Source organism: Microcoleus sp. B6-A1 (genome assembly GCF_036705085.1).
Classification (GTDB): domain Bacteria; phylum Cyanobacteriota; class Cyanobacteriia; order Cyanobacteriales; family Microcoleaceae; genus Microcoleus.
Map to the genome: position 1 here is coordinate 1 of NZ_JAUBTU010000062.1, position 21449 is coordinate 21449.

Sequence of the window (21449 nt, forward strand, 5' to 3'; positions counted from 1 at the left end):
TTCCAATTATATTTGTTATGGTGGGAGGGGCGGCCCGCCCGTCATTTTTGCACGGGCGGGACGCCCATCCCACAAACTTGTGGAAGTTATTTAATTCTCATTCCTTAGCATTGTAAGTCATTAGCCGAAAAATTGCCCGTTAGCGAAGCCCTCGAAGAGGATCGCCCATCTTCAGCGCTGGAAGGTTTTTTGTAGGCCGCTGCCAGCATCGCAGTACAAACGATACAGTTAAGGTAGAACCCCTGCAGCACAAGGAGACTCTTGAATGTTCCTCGACGAACTCATCCCAATGGCGAAAGAATTGATCGAACAGCCGATCGCCTTCGCGGGCGGATTTTTATCTGGCCTGCTTCGACTCAACCTTCACGAAGATCCCGTTAAAAGCTGGATCGACGAGCAAGCTGGTTCAACTTCCTACACTACTCCCCCAGCCGAACCCACCAACGGTAAAAGCAGCGGGCCTCAGTCAATCTCGATCGACTAAGGAAAAGCAGTAACATCCTCCCAACGCCAAACTGATTACAGTTATGGCGTGGGTTTCCAAACTTCACAGTTTGGCTTTTCGCGTTTTTCCCTTACGGGATTTCCACATTTGGCTAGACTGAATTTCTCAGTCCCCGCTAGAAAGTCTGCACAGACACTTTCGATTCCCGTATAGCCTTTCTCAGATAGATGAAGTACAATAACAGCAGTGTGTAAACCAGTTCCCAATATCTTGCTGAGAAAGTTGACGGAATACAAACTCTATCGCCTTTCCTAATTATTCATAATTTGTTGTGTTGATAAAACTGAAAATATATTTAAGTTTTGACCATAATTTTTCAGTCTTATGATAAATCAGGCGAAGGGGGCGACAAGTATATTACTTTCGCCCTTTTTCTTGATTACTTTATTTACTGATTTTGCCTCTTTTTATGACCATTTTCCATCATTACTAAAGCATTTTTTCATTGTTTCGGTAGGTTGCCGGAGCATAAAAAGTATCAAATCTAATTGTATCATTTTCCTTCTTAAATTAACTTATATTAGAACTTTATGAACCATATAGCAATCCTAAATAAATCGTAATTTTTTTACCCCTCCCCAACCCTCCCCGAACCCGCTGGGAGTCCGTAAGAAATTCACAAATGATGCGAGGATTGCTATACATTGTTAGTCGCTTTGTTTCCGAAGATGCTTGGTGATTCGTCGCCCACCCATCAGTGATCTGATTAAAATCAAGTATTGTTCAGGGGTGGGGTGCCTCGCCGCCCCAAAACTCATATCCTCACTTATCCGCAGGGCGAGCGAGGATATGAGTTTTGATTAAGCTAACTATTGCAGCCAGTACCAAGGGTGGGTCAGTGCGCCAAACCCTTTTAGTCAGAGTCGATCGCCCAGTTGTATGGTAGATAGCACTTGACAGTTAAATTAACAGGTTATTATGTATAGCACAACAAGTTCAGTTCGATCGACATGACTATCTACATTGGAAATCTGTCTTACCGCGCCACCGAAGAAGACCTGAAAGCAGTATTTGCAGAATACGGCACAGTCAAGCGAGTTGTCTTGCCTACCGACAGGGAAACCGGTCGGATGCGCGGTTTTGCATTTGTTGAGATGATGGAGGATGCCCAAGAAGACGCTGCAATTGCCGAATTAGACGGTGCAGAGTGGATGGGACGCCCCTTGCGAGTGAACAAAGCTAAACCGAAAGAAGAGGGAAATCGAGGCGCAGGTATCAAGAAAAACGACGGATATTAGTCCGCAATGCGGCGGTTGACATCCTCTCGGAACCCACCTGATGCACCAGTGCGCCAGTAGCGCCGAATTGCAAGCAGCAGTTGATTTTGGGGATGCAATGTCAACTCCGCTGCACAAAAACATCGATTATTTACAGGAGCCTGCGGTATGGTTTTATTACAAGAATTTGATGCCAAAGAATGGGTGAAAACGCGCAGTTCCCTAGACGGTGAAGCAACATTTCTCACATGGAACGGTTATATTTACTCTTTTGTTCCCAACGAACCGAAAAAGCGCTTGTTCAAAATACTTGGCATGAGTGCAAGCAGGTGTATTGCTGACGGCGAGGGCGGCTGGAAATTCACCTCGCGAGAACTAACTTACTATCTAGACCCCAACAGCGGAAAAATTCTCCACAAATGGGAGAACCCTTGGACAGGAGAAACCCTAACGGTTGCTCACGTTGCTAACAACCCCGTCCAAGGGAATTTTAAAGGAATTTTCCCGGCTAAAGTAGAGCCTGAAATTACGAGTTTTGTCTTTGACTTATTTCCCAACTATCCTAATCCTTTAGCTGAGGATGCCAGATTTGTTGATTACAGTCCAAATCCCATCTATCAAGCAGCGGAATTATTTAAGCTGACAGTGCCCACAGCAGAATTATTAAATCCCGAACTTGTCTCAGTTTCTCAAGTAATTCTGAGTTGGGATAGAATCGGGCCGTGGCTGGCATGGATGAAAATGGGAAATCGACCCGGTAACATGATTTACAGTGCCACGGGTTCCAAAGTCAATAGTTGGACAGAATTACCTCAATTGCTGCAAGATGAAATCAAAACTCGCATTCCTTTGTATAAAGATGCGCCGAAATCGCAATTAGATGTGGAAGATATGACTTCTTGGATTTATTTTCAACAGAACTTTGATGCTTATCTCGCGGGAGAAAGATTCCCTCTGCCAGCACCGGAAGCATAAGCTCATAATAGATGAATGCCCTCAATCAGTTCGCTATCGCATGGCGGCCCATGCGAAACCGGGTTGTTTACTGAATCTGCAGGCCCTAACGCGTCTTTTCGTCCATCTTTCCCCGGTTTCGAGCAGTCGGAGTGCGATCGCGAACTGTCAATGTAGGGTGCGCGCACCAGGACATTACCGCATCATATCAAATCCGGTAGCATCGGAATTAATATTACTTACAGCCAGGACACGGCACTGCCGGGCCCCTACAATTAATCTGGCGTAGGGAAGCGGCACGTGCAGTCTCCTCTATATCATAAGGAGTGTAACCGGAACTGATATCAGTCAAATTAATTTGTAGTGAAGAATGCAAGTCTTGTGATTTTTATTAAGACTTGCATTCTTCACTACAAACCTGATTCTATCAATGTCCAAAAATATCCGTCAGGTGCAATGAAGGAAAAACTTTGTTCCCCAAATTCATTAGCGACTATTTCTGTAATTTTTTGTGCATTGCTGGCTTTGACTCGCTCAAAATATTCTGCAATACTAGACACTCGATATGTGTACAGCGACATTCCCAAACATCCGGGATTGGCGCGATCAAATCGATCGCCTAGTGCGATCGAACTCGGTAACCTCACAATATATAGTCTACCCGATCGCGCGGCCCGAAAATCTGTTTTCGACGATCGGGGGTCATCAAAAGCTGTCACCACATATCCTTCCCCAGACTGAAGCTCAAAAATCTCCCTTCCGGCGAGGGAAGACTCAAAGGTTGTTTCTCCATCGTCGCGCGCCCGAATCAATCCCAGAACTTCTTCATAAAATAGCAGCGTTTCTTTGCTGTCATCTTGAATTACCATTCCCATGTGGGTAATTTGACTGGTTTTTAAAAAAGCATTTGAATTGATTTTCCCGTAATTAGGCACAGCATAATTGAATCTTTGAAAAAAAACTTGCCGACTCAAAGGCTGCAAAAGCATCATCTCACGCACTCCGACAGCCGCCTCGACAAAAGGACGCGGTTTTCGCTCTTTGTGGTAAATAATCGCCCAGTGCGGGGATGTATATTTGACCGACAAATTGGCAGATGCAGCCTCTTCGGCATGGTTGAGGATATTCAACAAATCAGCAGTTAAAGTAGTTGCCCAACGGTTGCCTTTCACCTTCATTGACGACATTTGCAAACCATCGTTTGTAGGTTTTTCCCAAATCATCAAGCGAATTAATCCGTGATCGGCATCTTGGTGATAAAGTCGAATCGATCGCACTTTTGAACTAACTCCATATAATTCGCGAGCCTCGGATGCCGATAATTCTCCGATTTGACCGATCCGATATCCAAATTGCTCCCAATATTGCAGTTGTGGAATCGCATCGGCTACGCCAATACACACTTCGTAAATGCCTGCGATGGAAAGGGGCTGCACTTGATTCATACTTTTTGAAACATAATTTACGCACTTTTACATCGGAGTGTTCGCTGTGAGAGATCTAAGCGAGATATATATAGGCAAAGCTTTGCAGGGTGTTCCAAGCCAGATATATAGGCAAAGCTTTGCAGGATGATCGCACTCCTAAAAAAACGCTTTTTACCAAACCGGGATGCTTCCGATACATCGCCGATCAAACCAAAATTTATCACGAGAAACCGGGTTGATGAGCGTTAATCTTAAAAAGAGTAAACTCGCCCTTTTTCATCAATATAAACTGATCGGTCTTGCCGAGTGCTGCCGTCTGATCTGGTGATGCGAATCGTCACAATGTTTGTCTGCGAGTCAACGTTATAGTCGTATTTCAAAGTTGCGGTTCCTCCTGTGGTATTAATCGGAATATTGGCAATGTCGCCGGTGCGATTGCTGATACGAACACTGATGTTTCTGCTGGTTCCGACGGGCAAGGATGACAAGCTGCCACCTGATTGACCGTATTCTAGGTTTAATCCAGTTTCATTTAACAGTCTGAGGGTAATGTTGCGAGTATTGTCAACCTGCGCTTGAGGTTGCCAGAATCCGGGTTTTGTCCCGCCGTCAGTTGCAGGTTGAGATAATGCTGGGTGAGGAGGCATAAAGGCCAGGGCGGCAAGTATTGCTGCGGTTGCAATAATTTTTGATTTCACGGTTTGTACCTCCGGGTAAAGGGTTGGCGATATTTCTATCCTAGCTTTAAAATCAAATCTTTTGATAGCGGAAGGAAAAAGAAGGAAGAAGCAATATAAGAGCTCATGTTTGAGCAATTAATAACGTCCTCACCGTCGGGCGCGGTTGCTATATCTACTCAGAAACCGGATTTCTGGGGTCAAGTGCGTCCGGGAGTTGTTAATTGTTAATTATCGATCGAGCGGCTTCTAGCAGCAGGCGCTGTTCGGCGCGGACGATCGCCCTAGAAGTTTGTTCTGCAGCATCGACATTGACCGAAATAGACGAAATTCCCCACCGCACGAAGGATTCAACTGTATCGGGATACAATGCGGGAGCGTCGCCGCAGATTGAGCAAGGAATGCCGGCGGCCCGGGCCTGTCTGATTAATTGTTCGATCGCCCTCATCACTGCTCGATCGCGCCCGTTGAAAGCACCTGCTACCTGGTCGGAGTGCCGGTGAATTCCTAACAGCAATTGGGTTAAATCGTTGGTGCCGATGGAAATTCCTTGAACTCCTGCTTTTACGTAATCTGGTAATAAAAATAACACCGAAGGAACTTCCGCCATAATCCACAGTTGAAATTCAGTTGAGCGGTTTTTCCAAACTGTTTCTAAGCGCTGGCGGCAGTATATAAACTCGTCAACCGATCGCACGAAAGGCAAAATTAAATTAACATTGGTATAGCCTGACTCGCAGACTTTTTGAAGTACGCCGAGTTCCCAATCAAATAATTCTGGTTCAAAGGTATAACTGAAACTGCCGTGGGCGCCTGACTCGCGTAAATCGAGAGAGCGATAAAATATTGGCCGCGGCGAAACGGCAGCAGCAAATAAGCTCAGGCAATCCGCCATGCGATCGACAAATTCCGATTGGCGGCCGTCTTGTAGCCAAACTTTGGGGTTTTGACAGTCCAAAGCTTCTAATGCCATTAATTCCGATCGCAGCAATCCGATGCCGTCTATTGGCAGATTTTTGAGGCGGTCAATCGAACTTGTTTGGCTGACATTAACTAGCAGTTGAGTTGCCGTTGGTGGGCCCCAAACATATTGAGTAGACTCAGATTGTCGAGATTTAGGCGCCCAATTGGACGATCGATCGGAGGTAGAAGATTGGTGCTTGGCTATTGACATTTTGGCTGCTGTACTGTATGTATCTGCCTTTTTTGCTGTGTCCAGAAGTCGGCGGCTGTCTCCTGTCTCGATCGCATCCTGTTGGGATCGGGCAAAAACCTCTCCGCTATCGCCGTCTACCAGCACGGAATCGCCCGAGGCGATCGCCCGCGTGGCCCCGGCCACTCCCACAACGGCGGGAATCCCCAATTCTCTCGCTAAAATGGCGCCGTGGCCTGTCATACCTCCTTGTTCGGCAACCACCCCAGCAGCAACCTTCAGCCAAGGCAGCCAATTCGGATCGATTGTCCGGGCTACTAAAATGCCTCCGGCTAAGAATTCCCCGTTTTCTGGGTGGGAATTAGTCATAACTTGGGCAATTGCTTCGGCTTTTCCTGATGCTGCTGCCACACCTCTGAGTATGGCAGGAGTTCGGGCTGGGGCGATCGAGTTTGGCTGTGGGAGGGATCTCGGATTTTCCTCTACGGGCGCAGCTTTTTCCCCTTTTACCAGACGAACTTGAGTGAAATAAAACTGCGGTTCGCCGCTGTTTGCTGTCTGGTTTAGCGTCCACTCCAAAATTAAATCTGAGTCAAATTCGGCGATCGCTTTTTTACTCAATTCAATAATTTCTTGCAGTTGCCATTCCTCTAAAACGTATTCTGTTTGTGCTTCCTCTCCCAGCGCTAAAACTTGCACGCAACAATCAGCAAAATCAGGAATTATAAATGGAGAATCGGGAATTGGGAAAGCAGCAAACTTGCCCAGCAGCAGTTTTTTTTTCGGTTCACCATCGCCGACTTTGAGATTGTAGGCTAATGTTTTGTAACCGATCCGCTGGAATTTAACCGCGCTTGTTTCTGGCTGCACTTGATAGTAATCGGGGATGGTTTCTCCCCTAGCGAGGGACAATCCCAAACCGCTGGTGGCTTGGATTTCCCACTGTGCGCCCGCCTTTGTTTTCACCTCGCCCGCGGCGATCGCTTCTTGAAGTGGCTGCACCAAAACTGCGGGATTGATTTGCTGTACCCGCAGGCCGCACCGCTGCCAGTAAAATAGACTTCGGGCTCTGAACATTTCGGCCCAAGCTCGTTTGAGTCCGGCCCCAATGGCTTCGGGTTCTGCCCGTACTGCCTGAGATTCCAGAATGCCGACTGTTTTCGGGTTCCAGGAAGTCAGGGAAGGGCGAAAAATTAAGGCTGTGGAGTTTAAGTTTGACTGTGAGTTGAGTTGAGAAACAGCAGACTCTAGGGTGGAGAGCAGTGAATCTGGCAATTTGCCGACGAGGATTTGGTGGCGGATGCTGCGGGCGATCGATTGCAGTTGTCTGGGTTCATCGACATTCAAGTGCAGGGAAGAGTGTGGCCAGTCAGCAAACAGCGGTTCTAGGCACTCGATCGACTCTAAAAACTGCCAGAATGTTGTAGCCGGCACGACAAAACCCGGTACAACAGGATGATTTTTCTGGAGCAAACAGCTCAAGTAAAATGCTTTTTCTCCCACTGCATCTCTGTCTGAAGGTTGAATTTTGTCTAACCAGTAGAGGTTTTTCACGCTGCGAGCCTGTCGGTGGAAATTGATTGAAGTTGAAAGTTTTTCCCATTAATCACTTACGATAATTTTAGGATGAACAAGCGAAAATGGACGGGATTAGTCAAATCTTTTCTCAATCTATTTCTTAAGTCTAACTGTCCTCTTTGTCAGCGACCGGCCGCCGGAGAGTTTTGTCCGTACTGTCACAAGCAACTTCAGCGATGTCAGTTAAGCGATCCCGGTCGATTTTGGCATTCAGAGCAGCGTGTTTTTGTGTGGGGTGAGTATGGCGGGGCTCTCAAACGGGCGATCGCAGCTTTGAAATATGACGGCAATCCGCAATTAGCGAAACCTCTAGGCGGCTGGCTGGCGGAAGCTTGGCTGAGTTTTCCCGAATTAGCTATAGACAATTTAACGGTTGTACCGATTCCGCTGCATCAAGAAAAGCTCAAGCAGCGCGGTTTTAACCAGGCGGAACTTTTGGCTGAAAGTTTTTGTGAGCTGACTGGTTTGCCTTTGCAGCGGCACGGTTTGGAGCGGGTGAAAAATACTCAGGCTTTATTCGCTCTGACGCCACAGCAGCGACAAGCGGAAATGAAAAATGCTTTAGGTTTGGGGAAAGATTTTCGTCGTCGGCGCCCGCGCGATCGAGTGCTGTTAGTTGATGATATTTACACTAGCGGTACTACGGTTAAGTCGGCAATTAAAATATTGGAACAGTCAGGAATTTCTGTTTATGGAACTGTGGCACTGGCAACTCCGAATAAGAGCGATCGGTCAATCGATTTTAGATTTTAGATTTTAGATTTTAGATTTTAGAATTGAAGCATTGACCCCACGGATAAATTGGGGGGCAAGTTTATCGGATACAGGTTTCTTATTTCTCCACCACGGATGAATCCGGGGCTTGTATCCTTGATGCTTTCGGTAAGTTGTGACTGGCTTTAATTTTCAACAGGTTTCTAGTGAGGAAATGATATTTATCAGGATTGGCTAATAAAAAAAACTGGGAAAACTAACCGCGAAGACGCTAAGGACGCGAAGAAAGAGAAGGGAGAGAGTTTAGGCGGAAAGTGGGAATTGGTTGCTGATGTTCCATCGGCTGCCGTCGTGAAGCAGTAAAGTTAATGCCGAAGCGGTAAACTCAAAGTGGAGCGATCGCCCGGAGAATTCCAACCAAGCCGTTTGAAAATTCTCTTTAGTTAAATCGCGAAACGCTACTGTCATGTGCGGTACAAATGGGCGACTTTGAGAAACTCGATCGACTATTCCCAAATTTGCCTCCATATAACTCATCAAATATGAGTGAATTTCCAGCAATTCGGGAGATTTGACAACATCAGCGTAAATGACGCGGGGGGCGAAAGCAGCAAAACCGGATAGAGTAACGGGAATGGGCAGTCGGTTTGCAGAAAACTGGTTCAAACTTTCCTCTAATTTGGGAACATCCTCCGCTAACGAGTGAAAAGGAGGTTGCAGCGTGATGTGCGGCGGCGAATTCAAAGCACCGCGGCTGTTGTAGTGTTCCGCAAAATACAGTTGAATATCAGTAATCTGGTGTTCAATATCGGGAGGCGGCACTAGGGCAATGAAAAATCGCTGTTTTGACTGGTTCATCGGATAACATCGCAGTTAAGAAAGGATGGTGCAAAATTGAATATAGAGCATTTGCCCTAGATCCCATTGGTGATCGCCCATTCCCAATCTAAAATATAAAATCTCAAATCCCAAATAAAAATGCCTTGGTTTGTCAAAATTGAGCAAGGAATTGTCGAAAAGCCTGTCTTTGACCAATACGTGCCAGCTCACAGAGCTTATGTCCGAGAGTTGATTTCTAAAGGACACCGAGCGAAAACTGGCTACTGGGGGCGACGGGGCGGCGGTATGTTGCTGTTTGAGGCTGGTTCGATGGATGAGGCGAAGGCGATCGTCGCTGAAGACCCGCTGGTGAAGAACGGTTGCGTTATTTATGAAATTTATCACTGGTGTGTGGTTGAAGAATAAATAACTGTGTTATACTCATTTATGAACTGGACCCACGCGATTCCAACGCCCAAATCTTGTCAGGACCGGAAGGTAGCAGCAACACGGGATGCTTGTAATAGGCGTGGTCTCCGGTTCACCCAGTTTTATGAGGTGTAGCTCCTATGCCTGGTTTCGGAGATATTTTACAAAAAGCAGTTTACCTTGGTGTTGGGCTAGCTTCCTACGCTGGTGAAAAAGCTGGCAGCAAGTTAACTGAATTACGCACTGAAGCCCAAAAGCTGGCAGACGAATTAGTCAAGCGTGGCGAGATGTCAACGGAAGAAGCTCGCCGCTTTGTTGATGATATGGTGCAACAGGCTCAGCAGCAGCCCCCCGTAGCCTCGGCTGGGAACGAAAAACCGGCTGAACCTCGGCGGATTGAAATTATTTCTGAGGAAGAAGATGTCTCGGCAAAAGATGCTAAAGAGACAGGTGGCGTAGACAAGCTCCGCGAACAGGTGCAGAATTTACAAGAGGAATTGCGGCGGCTGAAGCGAGATTAAGCAGCAAAAAGCTCGCTCAGCAAAGCATAGAGTTCTTGCAAAAGTCAAATTCACCCCCCTTAGTCCCCCCTTATTAAGGGGGGAAACAAGAATAATCTTGCCTCCTCCCCTGATTCAAGGGGAGAGTTGGGGTGGGGTGCTTTGTATTTTTGCAAGAGTTCTCATGAAGGGAACTCAGGATAATACTCTTGAGTTCCCTTTTTGAATATCTCCCCTGTCTGATGTGGACGGATATCAGGCAATAGGTAATAGAATTGAAAGTAGGTGCGATCGCTTCACATGAGGCTGGCTGCACCTGTCTGTAAAATATTTTGTAATAGCCAACTGTCAAATTCATGGAAGATTGGTCTAAAGATTTTTTTGGAGTAATGGAAAATGCTGTTTCTGAAGTAGAGCATTTTTTCAGCGAAATGGGCGAAGAGTTTGTAGAAATGCTGGACGTTTTGGCAAAAATGTCGGAAGAGTTTACAGAACAAGTACAAAATAATCTGATTAACGACATTGACGGTTATTTCAATGAATTTGACGGTTTATTGAATGAATTTATCGAACCGATAATTGAAATTTGCCGCGACTTCGACCCGCAATTTGATGAGATAGATTTGTCGATGGTGACTTATGTAGACCCTTCGCCGACGCAGCAGCCGGCTTGTCGCGGTTGTCGCAACTATCACGGTCAAGTTTACGGGGGAAATTTGTTGGTTTGTGCGATGCACCCTACCGGTGTGGAATCGGAGAGTTGTGCTGATTGGGAAACTGACAGCGATATGAATTTTTAAGACGGCAGTTGAGTTGTTGAGAGGTTAATGGCTTATGGTAACGTCAATTCAGTCTCCGTCAAAGATTTCTCTGGAAGAGTTTCTGCTATTGCCAGAGACTAAGCCGGCTAGCGAGTATGTTGACGGTGAAATTTATCAAAAAGATATGCCACAAGGAAAACACAGTACGTTACAATTCGAGTTTCCATCTGTTATTAATCGAGTTGGCAAGCCGCAGAAATTAGCTTATGCGTTTCCAGAATTGCGCTGCACTTTTGGGGGACGTTCTATTGTTCCAGACATAGCAGTGTTCGAGTGGCCGCGCATTCCTCTGAATTCTCAGGGAAAGATTGAAAATAGGTTTGAAATTGCGCCGGATTGGACAATTGAGATTTTATCGCCGGAGCAAAGTTCAACTCGCGTAATTAATAAGATTCTGTTTTGCCTCAAGAATCATACTAAATTAGGTTGGCTGATTGACCCGGAAGAAGAATTGGTAATTGTTTTTAAACCGCAGCAGGAACCTGAGATTAAAGAGAATGAAGATATTTTACCTGTACTGGATGTGCTGTCGGATTTGCAATTGTCGGCGACAAATTTGTTTGAGTTGTTAAGTTTTAATTAGAAATGAGTTACAGTTGAGTCAGGGTAATTTTGCATCTAACGACATTTAAAGGTGAATCGCTCAACGGCTAATAATTCGCAATTTGGGTTTCCGAAAATGCCGCCATCGCTGCAATTGCGACAGTATCAGCGAGTGGCGGTTGCTAATTGGTTTGCGAATCAGGGACGTGGTACGCTGAAGATGGCGACGGGTAGTGGCAAGACGATTACTGCGCTGGCGATCGCCACTGAATTATACAACAAAATTAACCTGCAAGTCCTGCTCGTAATTTGCCCTTACTGCCACCTGGTGAATCAGTGGGCGCGCGAATCGGAGAAATTTGGTTTAAAACCTATTTTGGCTTTTGATAGCGCCCGCAGTTGGCAAAATAAGCTGGCTGCGGGTTTGTATGAAGTGCGATCTGGCGAGCGAGCATTTCTCACAATCATCACTACTAATGCTACCTTAATGGGAGATAGTTTGCGATCGCAACTGCGCTATTTCCCAGAAAAAACCCTGATTATTGGGGACGAAGTTCACAACTTAGGCGCGCCCCGTCTAGGAGAAAGTTTGCCGCGCAATATTGGACTGCGACTCGCCCTTTCCGCTACCCCAGAAAGGCATTTCGACGAACAAGGAACCGAAGCTATTTTAGATTATTTCGGCCAGGTTTTGCAGCCGGAACTCACCTTAGCCGACGCCATCCGCCAAAAAGCATTAGTACATTATTTATACTATCCAATTTTAGTAGAATTAACAGAAGCGGAAACTCGCAAATATTCCTACTTAACTAAAAAAATTGGCTGGGCGCTTTGGGGCGATGAAAAAGTAGAAGAAAACGATGCTTTAACAACTTTATTAATGCAGCGAGCCCGGTTAATTGGAGCGGCCGCTAATAAATTAGTAGCTTTGCGAGAATTAATGATTCACCGTCTCGATACAGCCCATACTTTATTTTACTGCGGCGACGGTGCGATCGAAGGAGGTGCGCGCCGAAATAACAACCGCCAGCTAACAGAAACCGCGAAGTTATTGGGTTCAGAATTAGGCTACCGAGTTAACACTTATACTGCGGCAACTCCTTTAGCAGAAAGAGAACGATTGCGCCAGCAATTTGAGAGTGGAGAATTGCAAGGTTTGGTAGCGATTCGGTGTTTGGATGAAGGCGTTGATATTCCTGCAATTCGCAATGCTGTAATTTTAGCAAGCAGCAGCAATCCGCGCCAGTTTATTCAGCGCCGGGGACGCATTTTGCGGCCGCATCCGGGGAAGGAAAGGGCAACTTTATTTGACATGATAGTTTTGCCTCCAGATTTGGGCAGAGAAACCTTAGAAGTCGAGCGCAATTTGCTACGAAAAGAGTTGAAGCGCTTCTTGGAATTTGCCGATTTAGCTGACAATGCTGGGGAAGCTAGAGTGAAATTGTTGCAAATTCAGAGGCGTTACGGGCTATTAGACATTTGACATTTATTAAGCTTCGGTTTATGTTTGAGAATAGAGAATTATTCGATCGTAGTTTGAGTTGTTAATTTTAATATTTGCAAAAAAATATGACGGAAAATCTGAATGAAAATCTGATTATGGCATTTAGATATGAAGATAGTGCGATCGCAGCCTTACCGACAAGCATTTTAGCAGAAAAGCGTTCTTCTTATCAAACTCATCAGGAATTCAGCGACGTACAGGAACCTATTACTAGCGCGCCGCCGGAAGTCCGACAAATTATTGAGCGGGTATTGGAAATTGAAAAAGATAAACTGTACATGAGAGCTCCCCGCCACATTAACGATGACATTTTAAAAATTATTAAGGAAGCAATTGTATGAAGTTAATCTCAATTACTCTGTGCAACTTTCGTCAATTTTACGGCAAAAGCCCCGAAATTAAACTAGCTTGGGGTCGGCAAAATATTACAGTAATTCACGGTAATAACGGCGCTGGAAAAACGGCATTAATGAATGCTTTTACGTGGGTACTTTACGGACAATTTAGCGCGGCTTTTGCGGCGGAAGAACAATTAGTAAACAAGCGCGCTCTGGCTGAGGCGGAAATGGGAAAAGCCGTAGGTTGTTGGGCGGAAATTGTGTTTGAACACGACAGCACGCGCTACCAAGCAAGACGCATTTGTCGTGCTTATAAAAGTGAAAATACTGTAGAACATGGCAAGGCTGAATTGTTTCTGAATGTAGCAAAAGATAACGGTCTGTGGCTGAAGCCGGATCAGCATCCTGATGATATTATCGGGCGGATTTTGCCTGAAAGTTTACATAAATATTTCTTTTTTGATGGGGAGCGAATCGAGCAAATTGTCCGCCATGACAAGAAGGCAGAAATTGCGGAAGCTACTAAGGAGTTGCTGGGGGTGGAAGTGTTGAATAGATCGCTCCGGCATTTACTAGAAGCAAAAAAATCTCTAGAGACAGATTTAAATATAATTGGGAATGCTGAAACGAAGAAACTTTTAAAAGACCAGCAAAAAATTGAGCAAGAAGCTGAGCAACTTTCGAGCAGACAAGTAGAAATCGAGCAGGAATTGGCAAACCAAGCGGAGTTAAAAAAAGCAGTTAATGGTAATTTGTTGGAACTTAGCGGTGCTGCGGATTTACAAAAGTTGCGAGACGAATTGGAAATGCAGAAAAGTTTATTGAAGCAACAAATTGTACAGGCTACAGATGCTCTCAAACGCTCAATCTCTATGCGGGGTTATGGGGTATTTCTGTCAGAGGCTGCGGCTGAATTTAAAGTAATTGTTGAAGGTTTGCGGGAAGGCGGCTCGTTGCTTTCGGGGATTCAGCGACCGTTTTTGGAAGAGTTATTAGCGCAGCAGCGGTGTATCTGCGGTGCGGAATTAGTGGAGGGTTCTGAGTCTCGCCAACAGGTTAGCGGTTGGATGGATAAGGCGGGAGTTGGGGATGTGGAAGAAACAACTATTCGGATTAGCGATCGGGTAAATGAAATTGATAAGCAAGTGGCTGATTTTTGGGAGGAAATTGACCTACACCAAGGCAATATCAGCCGTGACAGAACCGAACTTTCTCGCGTGGAAACGCAGTTAGACGATATTCACAACAAGCTGCGAAATTTTCCTGACGAGGATGTCAGCCGCTTGCAAAAGCGCTTGGATGAAATTGAGGCAAAAATTGGCGATTTGCACCGGGAAACAGGCTCTAACCAGCAGCAGATTGAGAGTTTGAATGTGCAGGTGTCGGCTTTGGACAAGCAAATCGACAAGCAGCAACTGAATGAGCAAAGGCAAGTATTAGCCCAGCGCCGGATTGCTGCGACTCAGGATGCGATCGCTCGCCTCACTGAAGTGCGAGATCGCTTAGAAAAACAGTTTTGTTCTCAGTTAGAAAAGCGAGTGCAAGATATTTTTAGTCAGATTTCTTTTACTCCTTACATCCCCAAGTTGAGCGATAAATATGAACTGACGCTAGTAGAAAATACGTCGGGTAAAGAATCTTTGGTTGCCGCTTCGACAGGAGAAAATCAAATTCTCAGTTTGTCGTTTATCGGCGGAATTATTGAGGGCGTGCGTGAGTGGAGTCAAAAAAATACTTTGATGGGCCCGGATAGCAGTACGTTTCCAATTGTGATGGATTCTCCCTTTGGCAGTTTGGACGAGATTTATCGCAAGCAAATTGCAAATAAACTGCCGAAGTTAGCGAATCAATTGGTAGTTTTGGTAACAAAAACTCAGTGGCGCGGAGAAGTTGCTCAAGAGATGGAAAGCTGCACTGGCAGGGAATACGTGCTGGTGTACAATTCTCCGAAAGCTGATTGTGAAGAAGATGCGATCGAACTGGGCGGGACGCGCTATCCTTTAGTTAGGCGCAGTCCGAATGAATTTGAATATACAGAAATTGTAGAGGTGGATTATGGCTTCTAATTCGGCAATTACGCAAGTTTTGGAAACGGATATTTGGGTGAAGGCGACGTGGGAAGAGTTTCTAAATTTTGCTGAGGATTCAGCATGGGAAAAGGGCAAGTTTTATTACTATCAAGAACACATGAGGGTAGAAATGTCACCAGTAGGGCCATTGCACGGGCGTCAAAATTCAATTATGGCCTGTGTAGTTATTCTGTTTGCAACATTGAGAAATATCCGAGTAGTTCAGTTTACTAACACCAGTTTTCGGAAAGCAGGTATCGGCGAGTTTCAACCTGATTTAGCTTACTACATTGGTTCAGATTTAAGAGTGCCTCCTGATGATAGCAATTCTGCTGTTGATTTAAATCAATACGATCCGCCTAATTTGATAGTGGAAATTGGGGCGTCTTCTTTTAATGATGATTTAGGCGGCAAGCGGTTGCTTTACGAAGACGCAGGAATAAGTGAATATTGGGTTGAACGTGCAAACACGCGGGAGGTTTTTGCGTTTGCAATTAATGGCGGAGGTAGCGGGAGAATTCAAGAGTCGCGGGTTTTACCGGGGCTGGAAATCCGGTTAGTTGAGGAAGCTTTGAATCGGAGTCAAACGCAAGATGATGGGGAAATTAATCGCTGGTTGATTCAAACTTTTAGTCAAGGTTGAAGGGAGTTTGACGTGGAATTTGAATATACAGAAATTGTAGAGGTGGATTATGGCTTCTAATTCGGCAATTACGCAGGTTTTGGAAACGGATATTTGGGTGAAGGCGACGTGGGAAGAGTTTCTGAATTTTGCTGAGGATTCAGCATGGGAAAAGGGCAAGTTTTATTACTCTCAAGAACACATGAGGGTAGAAATGTCACCAGTAGGGCCATTGCACAGTCGTCATAATTCAGTAGTTTCGAGAGTTGCCAATTTTTACACTGCTTTTAGAAATATCCGAATAGTGGAGTTAATTAATGCCAGTTTTCGCAAAACAGGTATTCGGGAATTTCAACCTGATTTGTCTTATTATATAGGTGCAGATTTTGAATTACCTCCTCGCACGAATACGCCAATTAATTTGAATGGGTTTGCACCTCCAGCTTTAGTGGTGGAAATAGGAGCATCTTCTAGTGCCGATGATTTGGGAGTAAAGCGTTTAATTTACGAACATTCAGAAGTTCAAGAATATTGGGCAGCAAATGCAAATACGAATGCAGTATTTGCATTTGCTATTACTGCGGGAGGGAGTGGAACAATTCAAAATTCACTGGTTTTACCGGGGCTGGAAATAGCGTTAGTTGAGGAAGCTTTGAATCGGAGTCAAACGCAAGATGATGGGGAGATTAATCGCTGGTTGATTCAAACTTTTAGTCAAGGTTGAAGGGAGTTTGACGTGGAAAAAGAGTATCATAAGTTGGTGCGCGATCGCATTCCTGAAATTATTCGCCAAAGCGGGAATGAATGCGAGTTTGTAATTTTGTCGGAGGCAGAATACCGTCAAGCTTTGCTGCAGAAATTGATTGAAGAAGCGGGGGAAGCGGCTTCCGCCCACGAGCAAGATTTGGTGGCGGAATTGGCGGATTTGTATGAGGTGATAGATGCGGTGATGGCGAGTTTTGGCATTTCGGGCGATCGACTTTTAGCCGAACAAATCAAGCGGCGCGAAGCAAGAGGAGGTTTTGCCCAAAAAATTATGTTGTTGCGGACATTGTGAAAATTATCTGCGTTAATCTGTGTTTATCTGCCTCAAATCTGCGGTTACTCTATCAAATTACTCACTTAAAAATTACATATTAATCCCAATGGCTGCTAACAAAATTAGAATTGCTAAAGATAAAGCGGAGTTAGTCAAATCATTAACTTTATCGGATAACCACACTGGCCCTTTCCAGACTTACGCCGATGTCATCGCCTTCGCCGCATCCTTGGGAAAACAGCGGAAAAAACGATCGCCTTTGGGGGAAATTTCTAAACGAGAACCAGGGGCGATAGATGTTGATATCTTTGTATCCAGGGGTTACGATATGGCGATTAAATTAATTGCGATCGCCGAAACCAAAAATCCTCAAATTCTCTCCCATCTCGACGAACAATTGGAAGCAGAACGCTTGCAAATTTTTGAAGAATATGCTAATGGTGGACTGGAAATATTGCGAGAAGAGTTGCGGGGTGCGGCGGATTATACCGATCGCCTGTTGTTAGTTTTGATTTCTGAAAGAGACAACCAACATCGGTCAAATGAAGAATTCGATTTAAGCAAGTTCTTATTTTAATAGGTTCCCAATGAAGTATGTACTAGCAGAGATCGTAAAGAAAGGACTCAAGGAATTTGCAAAAATTTTCGCTTACAGCTACTCAGGATTCATTATCTGCTATTTCATTCTCAAATTAATTTTTTGGGATAGAATAGGAATTATTGCCTTAATTAGCACTTTTATTCCCTTAATTTTATTCCCAACTTTCTTGCTTCCCATCATCGGAGTGTCAATTCTCAAAAAAAGATGGTTCACTATTATTTCTGCGATCGCCTGCATTCTCCTAATAAGTTGGCTGCACATTAAATACTTTAGCCCAAAACCAATAAATCTCACAAATTCGCAGCCCCCTATCAAAATTTTATCCCATAACGTCGGTTGGAATGCAACTCAGTCACCAACTTTAGTTAAACTGATTCAGAAGCAAAAACCCGATATTATATTTTTACAAGAAATCGTTAGGAAACATACCGAAAGAGCTTTCACCTGGTTAAAAGCAGACTACCCCTATCAAATTGGCACTCCCCCTGTAGGAATTCTCAGTAAATATCCGATTGTATCCAGCGAAATACTCCACTTAGCCGGCCATCCAGAAACGCAGCAACGGGCAATCATTAAATTTAACGAACAAGAAGTAGTGATTTACAATATGCAAGCTACCGGGCCGTGGTTTAAGAGATATAGAATCGGGCGTTTCCTCAAAATTCCAGTTTACAAATATGGCAAACGATCGCCTGAAATTAAAGACTTAGTGCAGCGAGTTGAGCGAGAAACTCTGCCAGTAATCGTCGCGGGCGATTTTAATATGACAGATGAAACTCAAGACTATGACAGGGTGCAGAAAGTCATGCAAGATTCTTTCCGAAAATCGGGATTTGGGTTGGGTTTTACCTGGCCTCACGGTTGGGAACTTAAGTTCTTGGTAAAAAGCTCGAATTGGAGATTAAATTATCCCGTTTGCCGGATTGATTATATTTGGTATTCAAAGCATTGGGGTGCTAAATATAGTTGGGTTTTGGAGGCAACTGAGTCTGACCATTTGCCTGTAGCAGCCGAACTTATTTTGTTGAAATAAAGCGGTATAATGTATATAAATTGAGAGGTAAACTTGGGTACAGTATCGAGCGGTAGTAGTGTTTTATAGACAAAAATTGCTAAAAGTGATAATATAAATATACAACTTTCCTTGAGTTATATGTTAAGATAAGTATTAGGTTGAGTGATTGACAAATGCCTACTGCTGCCCAGCTAGAGAGTTTATATCGCATCAGTTATCAACTGACCTACACGATGCTTCAGCCTATACATCTGATTTGTGTTGACGATCGCACTCGTAACGTATACATATTGGCTGGGTACGATGAAGAGCGTGAGTTCCAAATTTTACCCAATGGGGAGTTTGCTGATGAGCCAAGTTAACTATAACGCCATGTCGAATACTGAATTGAAACAGTATTTTCTTAAACATCGTGGAAATCGAGCCGCTTTTCAGGCGTACTTGGACAGAATCAATCAGCATCCGCTGAGGATTATTGCAAGTCCCGGCGATCCTGATTTCGATCAAAAAGTTCAAGCCGCAATTCGTCACAAATTAGAAGCGGCAAGAAATAGCAATAGTTAGCAATCTAATAAAATTGATAGGCACACCCATGCAAATTAACCTCACCATTACCGATCGCCTAGAACAGCAACTTCTTGAGAAAGCTAGCCAACTCAACCTGCCCATTGAAACCCTGATTTTAGAATCGCTGCGCCAACTGTTTCAAGAAGACGAAGAAGAGCTATCTAAAGAAGATATCCTCAACAGTCTTCGGATTGCGCTTCAGGAAGTAGAAGACGGTAAAGTTCACCCGATCGCAGAACTTTGGGATGGTATTGATGTCTGAACTACCCACTATCTAGGTTCTGTTTGCCGATCGATTCAAGTAGCTTTACCCTCAAAAGATTCGGCGGTTGAAACCGCTTCTACACGAACGAAGCCCGCCTTCGCGGACTAAAGAATAAACGAGTTGTAAACTCGGATATAATAAAAACTTAGCTCAGCACTGGCGGCAATCCTACCTCTTGCGGCTGCACAAATCGGCCGTTAAAACTAACAGCTTTATCCTCAAAAGTCCTCGCTTCCGCTACCGCTTGCCGCAAATGAGCTCGCTCCATATCGTCCTGAATTCCCCCCACCAAATATACAATTAACTTCGTCGCTAAATCCTTTCCAGAAACTAGCATTCGCTTTTTGTTCGGATCGTACAAAATCCCGTACCACGCAGACTCTGGATTGTCCATGTGGCTAAATCCTTCATCGACATCGTACCTGCGGAGTTTGTCGAAAATAGATTTCAGGGAAAGTTTCTTTCTAAATACTAGAATTCCCAAAGCATTAGCTAAAGCAACTTGACCGACGGGACGGAACAAAATATTTCCCTCGCCCCCTGGCTTTTCAAAACTAAATCGGCGCAATTCTGTCGTTTCTTCGCCGCTTTCAATTCTTTGATAGCTGGGTAAAGTTGCTAAATGATCGAACAATTTTTTAAACTCTTCAATTCCCTCTTTTAGTTCTTCATCTTCGGGACGCATGGGAATTAAACCTTTTCGTTCCGGCTTCCAATGGGGGAATTTGTATTCTAAATACCGTTCGGACATATCTTGCAGCGCTTGCAATGTGGTTAACACAGTTGATTTTGCTGCGACTGTGGCGCTGTCCCAATTGACGCGGGGGTTTCTGTCATCTTGTTCTTTTAATAAGGGATGGGTGACGGCAATTTTGCGGGCGCAAATCGCAAATCCGTTGTCCTCGTTTAATAATGCTAGCTGGCCCTGACTCAGCGTTACGGCCATTAGGTTAACGTGCACAAAGATCGATCGCACGCGCCGTTGTGCTTGCTGTCGCGTTTCCCCCGCTACCGCCGCCGGGATAAACTCAATTCCGATTTTTTCGTGAGCTAATTTATACACTGTTTCGGGGTCGATTTGATACTCTTCTGCTAAATCTTCCAGAGTAATTGCAGCGCCGACAGGTTTTTTATTTTTGTTGTATCTTTGCAGGATTCCGGTTTTAATTAAACTCATTAAACCTTGAACTCCCATCAGCCGATGCTGGCCGTCTAAGGCAAAAATAGAGACTTTTTGAGAGACATTCAAAAGCCCTAAGTTCTCGTTTTTATCAAAGGATGTAAATTCAGTCGCGGATTTGGTTGCTACGCCATTTTTATCCCATTCCTCGGCTAGAGGATTATCTACCCACGGGGGACTGACGACTACTAAAACTGCGGGGAATTTGTGCGATTTTCGGGCTGCTAAATATTGAGTGAGGGTGGCTTGGCGCGACCAATCTAAGGGACGCTGGATTATTTCGTCAATGGTTTCGTCGTCGCGGACGATGTTGTTGGTTTGGAGGTCGAATTTTTGGCGGAAAAGCGGCATCTGGGAGGCGAAACGGACGCGAGAGTCTAACCATTCTAGGGTGACTGAACCGATGTATGCTTCGCTGTTTCCCATCTGGGTTTTTTGGACGAAAATGCGATCGTCCTTTCCTAAATAATTATCTAATAAAAGTGCGATTTCCTGTCTGTCGCTATTTTCTTTTTCTAAAATTTTTATAGCGAGGTCATCCGCTGGGTTGGTTGTCATGGGCGGTTTTTATATAATTAGGTTATTTTTTCAAAAATATCATGGGTTAAATTTTATGTCAACTCTTGTTTTTTAAAAATTTTTGTGAAATACTTAAAACACTAAGTAAATTCAACCTTATATATCATTTAATGTTTTATTTGTCAATAGCTTAGGGGCGATCGGGCTTGATGCAGATGCGTCTGGGTCTCACGCGCCACCGTCTGAGTCCGCCAGGGGTTGAAAACCCGCCACCATCGGGGCCCGCCAGGGGTTGAAACCCCGCCACCATCGGGGCCCGCCAGGGGTTGAAAACCCGCCACCATCGGGGCCCGCCAGGGGTTGAAACCCCGCCACCATCGGGGCCCGCCAGGG

Annotated in this window: 25 protein-coding genes and 1 other RNA gene; 20 read left to right on the forward strand and 6 right to left on the reverse strand. The window is 44.8% G+C overall.

Annotated elements, in window-relative coordinates:
• Positions 1 to 265: 265 nt before the first annotated feature.
• From QUB11_RS21155 to QUB11_RS21165, 3 genes are all read left to right on the forward strand, one after another.
• Positions 266 to 484: a hypothetical protein gene (locus QUB11_RS21155; protein WP_333206003.1), complete on the forward strand. Its 219-nt coding sequence runs from the start codon at positions 266 to 268 to the stop codon at positions 482 to 484.
• Positions 485 to 1455: 971 nt separating this feature from the next.
• Positions 1456 to 1743 (forward strand): RNA-binding protein, encoded by a 288-nt coding sequence (locus QUB11_RS21160; RefSeq protein ID WP_333206004.1) that lies wholly within the window; start codon positions 1456 to 1458, stop codon positions 1741 to 1743.
• A gap of 147 nt (positions 1744 to 1890) precedes the next feature.
• The gene (locus QUB11_RS21165) at positions 1891 to 2697 is read left to right on the forward strand and encodes a DUF1838 domain-containing protein (RefSeq protein WP_333206005.1); all 807 of its coding nucleotides are present in this window, start codon (positions 1891 to 1893) and stop codon (positions 2695 to 2697) included.
• A 389-nt stretch (positions 2698 to 3086) separates the two neighbouring features.
• Here the strand turns inward: QUB11_RS21165 and QUB11_RS21170 are convergent, their stop codons facing one another.
• The 3 genes from QUB11_RS21170 to QUB11_RS21180 all read right to left on the reverse strand — a co-directional run bounded on the left by QUB11_RS21170 (position 3087) and on the right by QUB11_RS21180 (position 7487).
• The gene (locus QUB11_RS21170) at positions 3087 to 4121 is read right to left on the reverse strand and encodes a VOC family protein (protein WP_333391624.1); all 1035 of its coding nucleotides are present in this window, start codon (positions 4119 to 4121) and stop codon (positions 3087 to 3089) included.
• A gap of 233 nt (positions 4122 to 4354) precedes the next feature.
• Positions 4355 to 4801, reverse strand: coding sequence for a hypothetical protein (locus tag QUB11_RS21175; protein ID WP_333391626.1), 447 nt, complete (start codon positions 4799 to 4801; stop codon positions 4355 to 4357).
• A 199-nt stretch (positions 4802 to 5000) separates the two neighbouring features.
• Positions 5001 to 7487, reverse strand: a complete 2487-nt coding sequence (locus QUB11_RS21180; RefSeq protein ID WP_333391628.1) for a putative PEP-binding protein — start codon at positions 7485 to 7487, stop codon at positions 5001 to 5003.
• 72 nt (positions 7488 to 7559) lie between these two features.
• Between QUB11_RS21180 and QUB11_RS21185 the strand changes: the two genes are divergently transcribed.
• Positions 7560 to 8264, forward strand: coding sequence for a ComF family protein (locus QUB11_RS21185; RefSeq protein WP_333391630.1), 705 nt, complete (start codon positions 7560 to 7562; stop codon positions 8262 to 8264).
• A 264-nt stretch (positions 8265 to 8528) separates the two neighbouring features.
• On the opposite strand, the gene QUB11_RS21190 is transcribed toward QUB11_RS21185, so the two are convergent.
• Positions 8529 to 9083 (reverse strand): 2'-5' RNA ligase family protein, encoded by a 555-nt coding sequence (locus QUB11_RS21190; RefSeq protein WP_333206010.1) that lies wholly within the window; start codon positions 9081 to 9083, stop codon positions 8529 to 8531.
• 120 nt (positions 9084 to 9203) lie between these two features.
• On the opposite strand from QUB11_RS21190, the gene QUB11_RS21195 reads away from it, so the two are divergent.
• The 16 genes from QUB11_RS21195 (at position 9204) to QUB11_RS21270 (ending at position 19354) form a co-directional block, all read left to right on the forward strand.
• Positions 9204 to 9470, forward strand: coding sequence for a YciI family protein (locus tag QUB11_RS21195; protein ID WP_006632991.1), 267 nt, complete (start codon positions 9204 to 9206; stop codon positions 9468 to 9470).
• Positions 9471 to 9493: 23 nt separating this feature from the next.
• An RNA gene (ffs, locus tag QUB11_RS21200) (signal recognition particle sRNA small type) lies at positions 9494 to 9590 on the forward strand.
• Between the two features lie 23 nt (positions 9591 to 9613).
• Complete coding sequence (locus tag QUB11_RS21205; RefSeq protein ID WP_333040711.1) at positions 9614 to 9994, forward strand: phasin-related domain-containing protein; 381 nt, start codon at positions 9614 to 9616, stop codon at positions 9992 to 9994.
• A gap of 335 nt (positions 9995 to 10329) precedes the next feature.
• Entirely contained in the window at positions 10330 to 10773 is a 444-nt protein-coding gene (locus QUB11_RS21210; protein WP_333391632.1) for a hypothetical protein, read from the forward strand.
• A gap of 34 nt (positions 10774 to 10807) precedes the next feature.
• Positions 10808 to 11377 (forward strand): Uma2 family endonuclease, encoded by a 570-nt coding sequence (locus tag QUB11_RS21215; protein WP_333213103.1) that lies wholly within the window; start codon positions 10808 to 10810, stop codon positions 11375 to 11377.
• A 96-nt stretch (positions 11378 to 11473) separates the two neighbouring features.
• Positions 11474 to 12820 (forward strand): DNA phosphorothioation system restriction enzyme, encoded by a 1347-nt coding sequence (locus QUB11_RS21220; RefSeq protein WP_333391660.1) that lies wholly within the window; start codon positions 11474 to 11476, stop codon positions 12818 to 12820.
• Between the two features lie 86 nt (positions 12821 to 12906).
• On the forward strand, positions 12907 to 13182 hold the full coding sequence (locus tag QUB11_RS21225) for a hypothetical protein (protein ID WP_333206012.1): 276 nt from the start codon (positions 12907 to 12909) through the stop codon (positions 13180 to 13182).
• On the forward strand, positions 13179 to 15245 hold the full coding sequence (locus tag QUB11_RS21230; protein ID WP_333391634.1) for an AAA family ATPase: 2067 nt from the start codon (positions 13179 to 13181) through the stop codon (positions 15243 to 15245). Before QUB11_RS21225 ends, QUB11_RS21230 begins: the two co-directional genes overlap by 4 nt.
• Entirely contained in the window at positions 15235 to 15891 is a 657-nt protein-coding gene (locus tag QUB11_RS21235; RefSeq protein ID WP_333391637.1) for a Uma2 family endonuclease, read from the forward strand. The genes QUB11_RS21230 and QUB11_RS21235 overlap by 11 nt, the downstream gene beginning before the upstream one ends.
• 49 nt (positions 15892 to 15940) lie before the next feature.
• A complete protein-coding gene (locus QUB11_RS21240; protein ID WP_333391638.1) occupies positions 15941 to 16594 on the forward strand; it encodes a Uma2 family endonuclease in 654 nt (217 codons plus the stop codon).
• A gap of 12 nt (positions 16595 to 16606) precedes the next feature.
• Positions 16607 to 16927 (forward strand): nucleoside triphosphate pyrophosphohydrolase, encoded by a 321-nt coding sequence (locus QUB11_RS21245; protein WP_333391640.1) that lies wholly within the window; start codon positions 16607 to 16609, stop codon positions 16925 to 16927.
• Positions 16928 to 17015: 88 nt separating this feature from the next.
• On the forward strand, positions 17016 to 17486 hold the full coding sequence (locus tag QUB11_RS21250; protein ID WP_333105229.1) for a DNA phosphorothioation-associated protein 4: 471 nt from the start codon (positions 17016 to 17018) through the stop codon (positions 17484 to 17486).
• A 10-nt stretch (positions 17487 to 17496) separates the two neighbouring features.
• On the forward strand, positions 17497 to 18543 hold the full coding sequence (locus tag QUB11_RS21255; protein WP_333391642.1) for an endonuclease/exonuclease/phosphatase family protein: 1047 nt from the start codon (positions 17497 to 17499) through the stop codon (positions 18541 to 18543).
• 155 nt (positions 18544 to 18698) lie between these two features.
• Entirely contained in the window at positions 18699 to 18887 is a 189-nt protein-coding gene (locus QUB11_RS21260; RefSeq protein ID WP_333391644.1) for a DUF6888 family protein, read from the forward strand.
• Positions 18874 to 19089, forward strand: coding sequence for a DUF6887 family protein (locus QUB11_RS21265; protein ID WP_333391646.1), 216 nt, complete (start codon positions 18874 to 18876; stop codon positions 19087 to 19089). Before QUB11_RS21260 ends, QUB11_RS21265 begins: the two co-directional genes overlap by 14 nt.
• A gap of 28 nt (positions 19090 to 19117) precedes the next feature.
• Positions 19118 to 19354 (forward strand): hypothetical protein, encoded by a 237-nt coding sequence (locus QUB11_RS21270; protein WP_333243736.1) that lies wholly within the window; start codon positions 19118 to 19120, stop codon positions 19352 to 19354.
• A 148-nt stretch (positions 19355 to 19502) separates the two neighbouring features.
• Here the strand turns inward: QUB11_RS21270 and QUB11_RS21275 are convergent, their stop codons facing one another.
• Entirely contained in the window at positions 19503 to 21095 is a 1593-nt protein-coding gene (locus QUB11_RS21275) for a DGQHR domain-containing protein (protein ID WP_333232622.1), read from the reverse strand.
• 151 nt (positions 21096 to 21246) lie between these two features.
• Positions 21247 to 21449, reverse strand: a 203-nt coding sequence (locus tag QUB11_RS21280; protein WP_333240539.1) for a hypothetical protein, incomplete at its 5' end; no start/stop codon positions are given.

Coding starts and splice junctions, on each gene's coding strand:
- QUB11_RS21155 (WP_333206003.1), top strand. CDS start 266: ATGTTCCTCGACGAACTCATCCCAATGGCGAAAGAATTGATCGAACAG.
- QUB11_RS21160 (WP_333206004.1), top strand. CDS start 1,456: ATGACTATCTACATTGGAAATCTGTCTTACCGCGCCACCGAAGAAGAC.
- QUB11_RS21165 (WP_333206005.1), top strand. CDS start 1,891: ATGGTTTTATTACAAGAATTTGATGCCAAAGAATGGGTGAAAACGCGC.
- QUB11_RS21170 (WP_333391624.1), bottom strand. CDS start 4,121: ATGAATCAAGTGCAGCCCCTTTCCATCGCAGGCATTTACGAAGTGTGT.
- QUB11_RS21185 (WP_333391630.1), top strand. CDS start 7,560: ATGAACAAGCGAAAATGGACGGGATTAGTCAAATCTTTTCTCAATCTA.
- QUB11_RS21190 (WP_333206010.1), bottom strand. CDS start 9,083: ATGAACCAGTCAAAACAGCGATTTTTCATTGCCCTAGTGCCGCCTCCC.
- QUB11_RS21195 (WP_006632991.1), top strand. CDS start 9,204: ATGCCTTGGTTTGTCAAAATTGAGCAAGGAATTGTCGAAAAGCCTGTC.
- QUB11_RS21205 (WP_333040711.1), top strand. CDS start 9,614: ATGCCTGGTTTCGGAGATATTTTACAAAAAGCAGTTTACCTTGGTGTT.
- QUB11_RS21210 (WP_333391632.1), top strand. CDS start 10,330: ATGGAAGATTGGTCTAAAGATTTTTTTGGAGTAATGGAAAATGCTGTT.
- QUB11_RS21215 (WP_333213103.1), top strand. CDS start 10,808: ATGGTAACGTCAATTCAGTCTCCGTCAAAGATTTCTCTGGAAGAGTTT.
- QUB11_RS21220 (WP_333391660.1), top strand. CDS start 11,474: ATGCCGCCATCGCTGCAATTGCGACAGTATCAGCGAGTGGCGGTTGCT.
- QUB11_RS21225 (WP_333206012.1), top strand. CDS start 12,907: ATGACGGAAAATCTGAATGAAAATCTGATTATGGCATTTAGATATGAA.
- QUB11_RS21230 (WP_333391634.1), top strand. CDS start 13,179: ATGAAGTTAATCTCAATTACTCTGTGCAACTTTCGTCAATTTTACGGC.
- QUB11_RS21235 (WP_333391637.1), top strand. CDS start 15,235: ATGGCTTCTAATTCGGCAATTACGCAAGTTTTGGAAACGGATATTTGG.
- QUB11_RS21240 (WP_333391638.1), top strand. CDS start 15,941: ATGGCTTCTAATTCGGCAATTACGCAGGTTTTGGAAACGGATATTTGG.
- QUB11_RS21250 (WP_333105229.1), top strand. CDS start 17,016: ATGGCTGCTAACAAAATTAGAATTGCTAAAGATAAAGCGGAGTTAGTC.
- QUB11_RS21255 (WP_333391642.1), top strand. CDS start 17,497: ATGAAGTATGTACTAGCAGAGATCGTAAAGAAAGGACTCAAGGAATTT.
- QUB11_RS21260 (WP_333391644.1), top strand. CDS start 18,699: ATGCCTACTGCTGCCCAGCTAGAGAGTTTATATCGCATCAGTTATCAA.
- QUB11_RS21265 (WP_333391646.1), top strand. CDS start 18,874: ATGAGCCAAGTTAACTATAACGCCATGTCGAATACTGAATTGAAACAG.
- QUB11_RS21270 (WP_333243736.1), top strand. CDS start 19,118: ATGCAAATTAACCTCACCATTACCGATCGCCTAGAACAGCAACTTCTT.
- QUB11_RS21275 (WP_333232622.1), bottom strand. CDS start 21,095: ATGACAACCAACCCAGCGGATGACCTCGCTATAAAAATTTTAGAAAAA.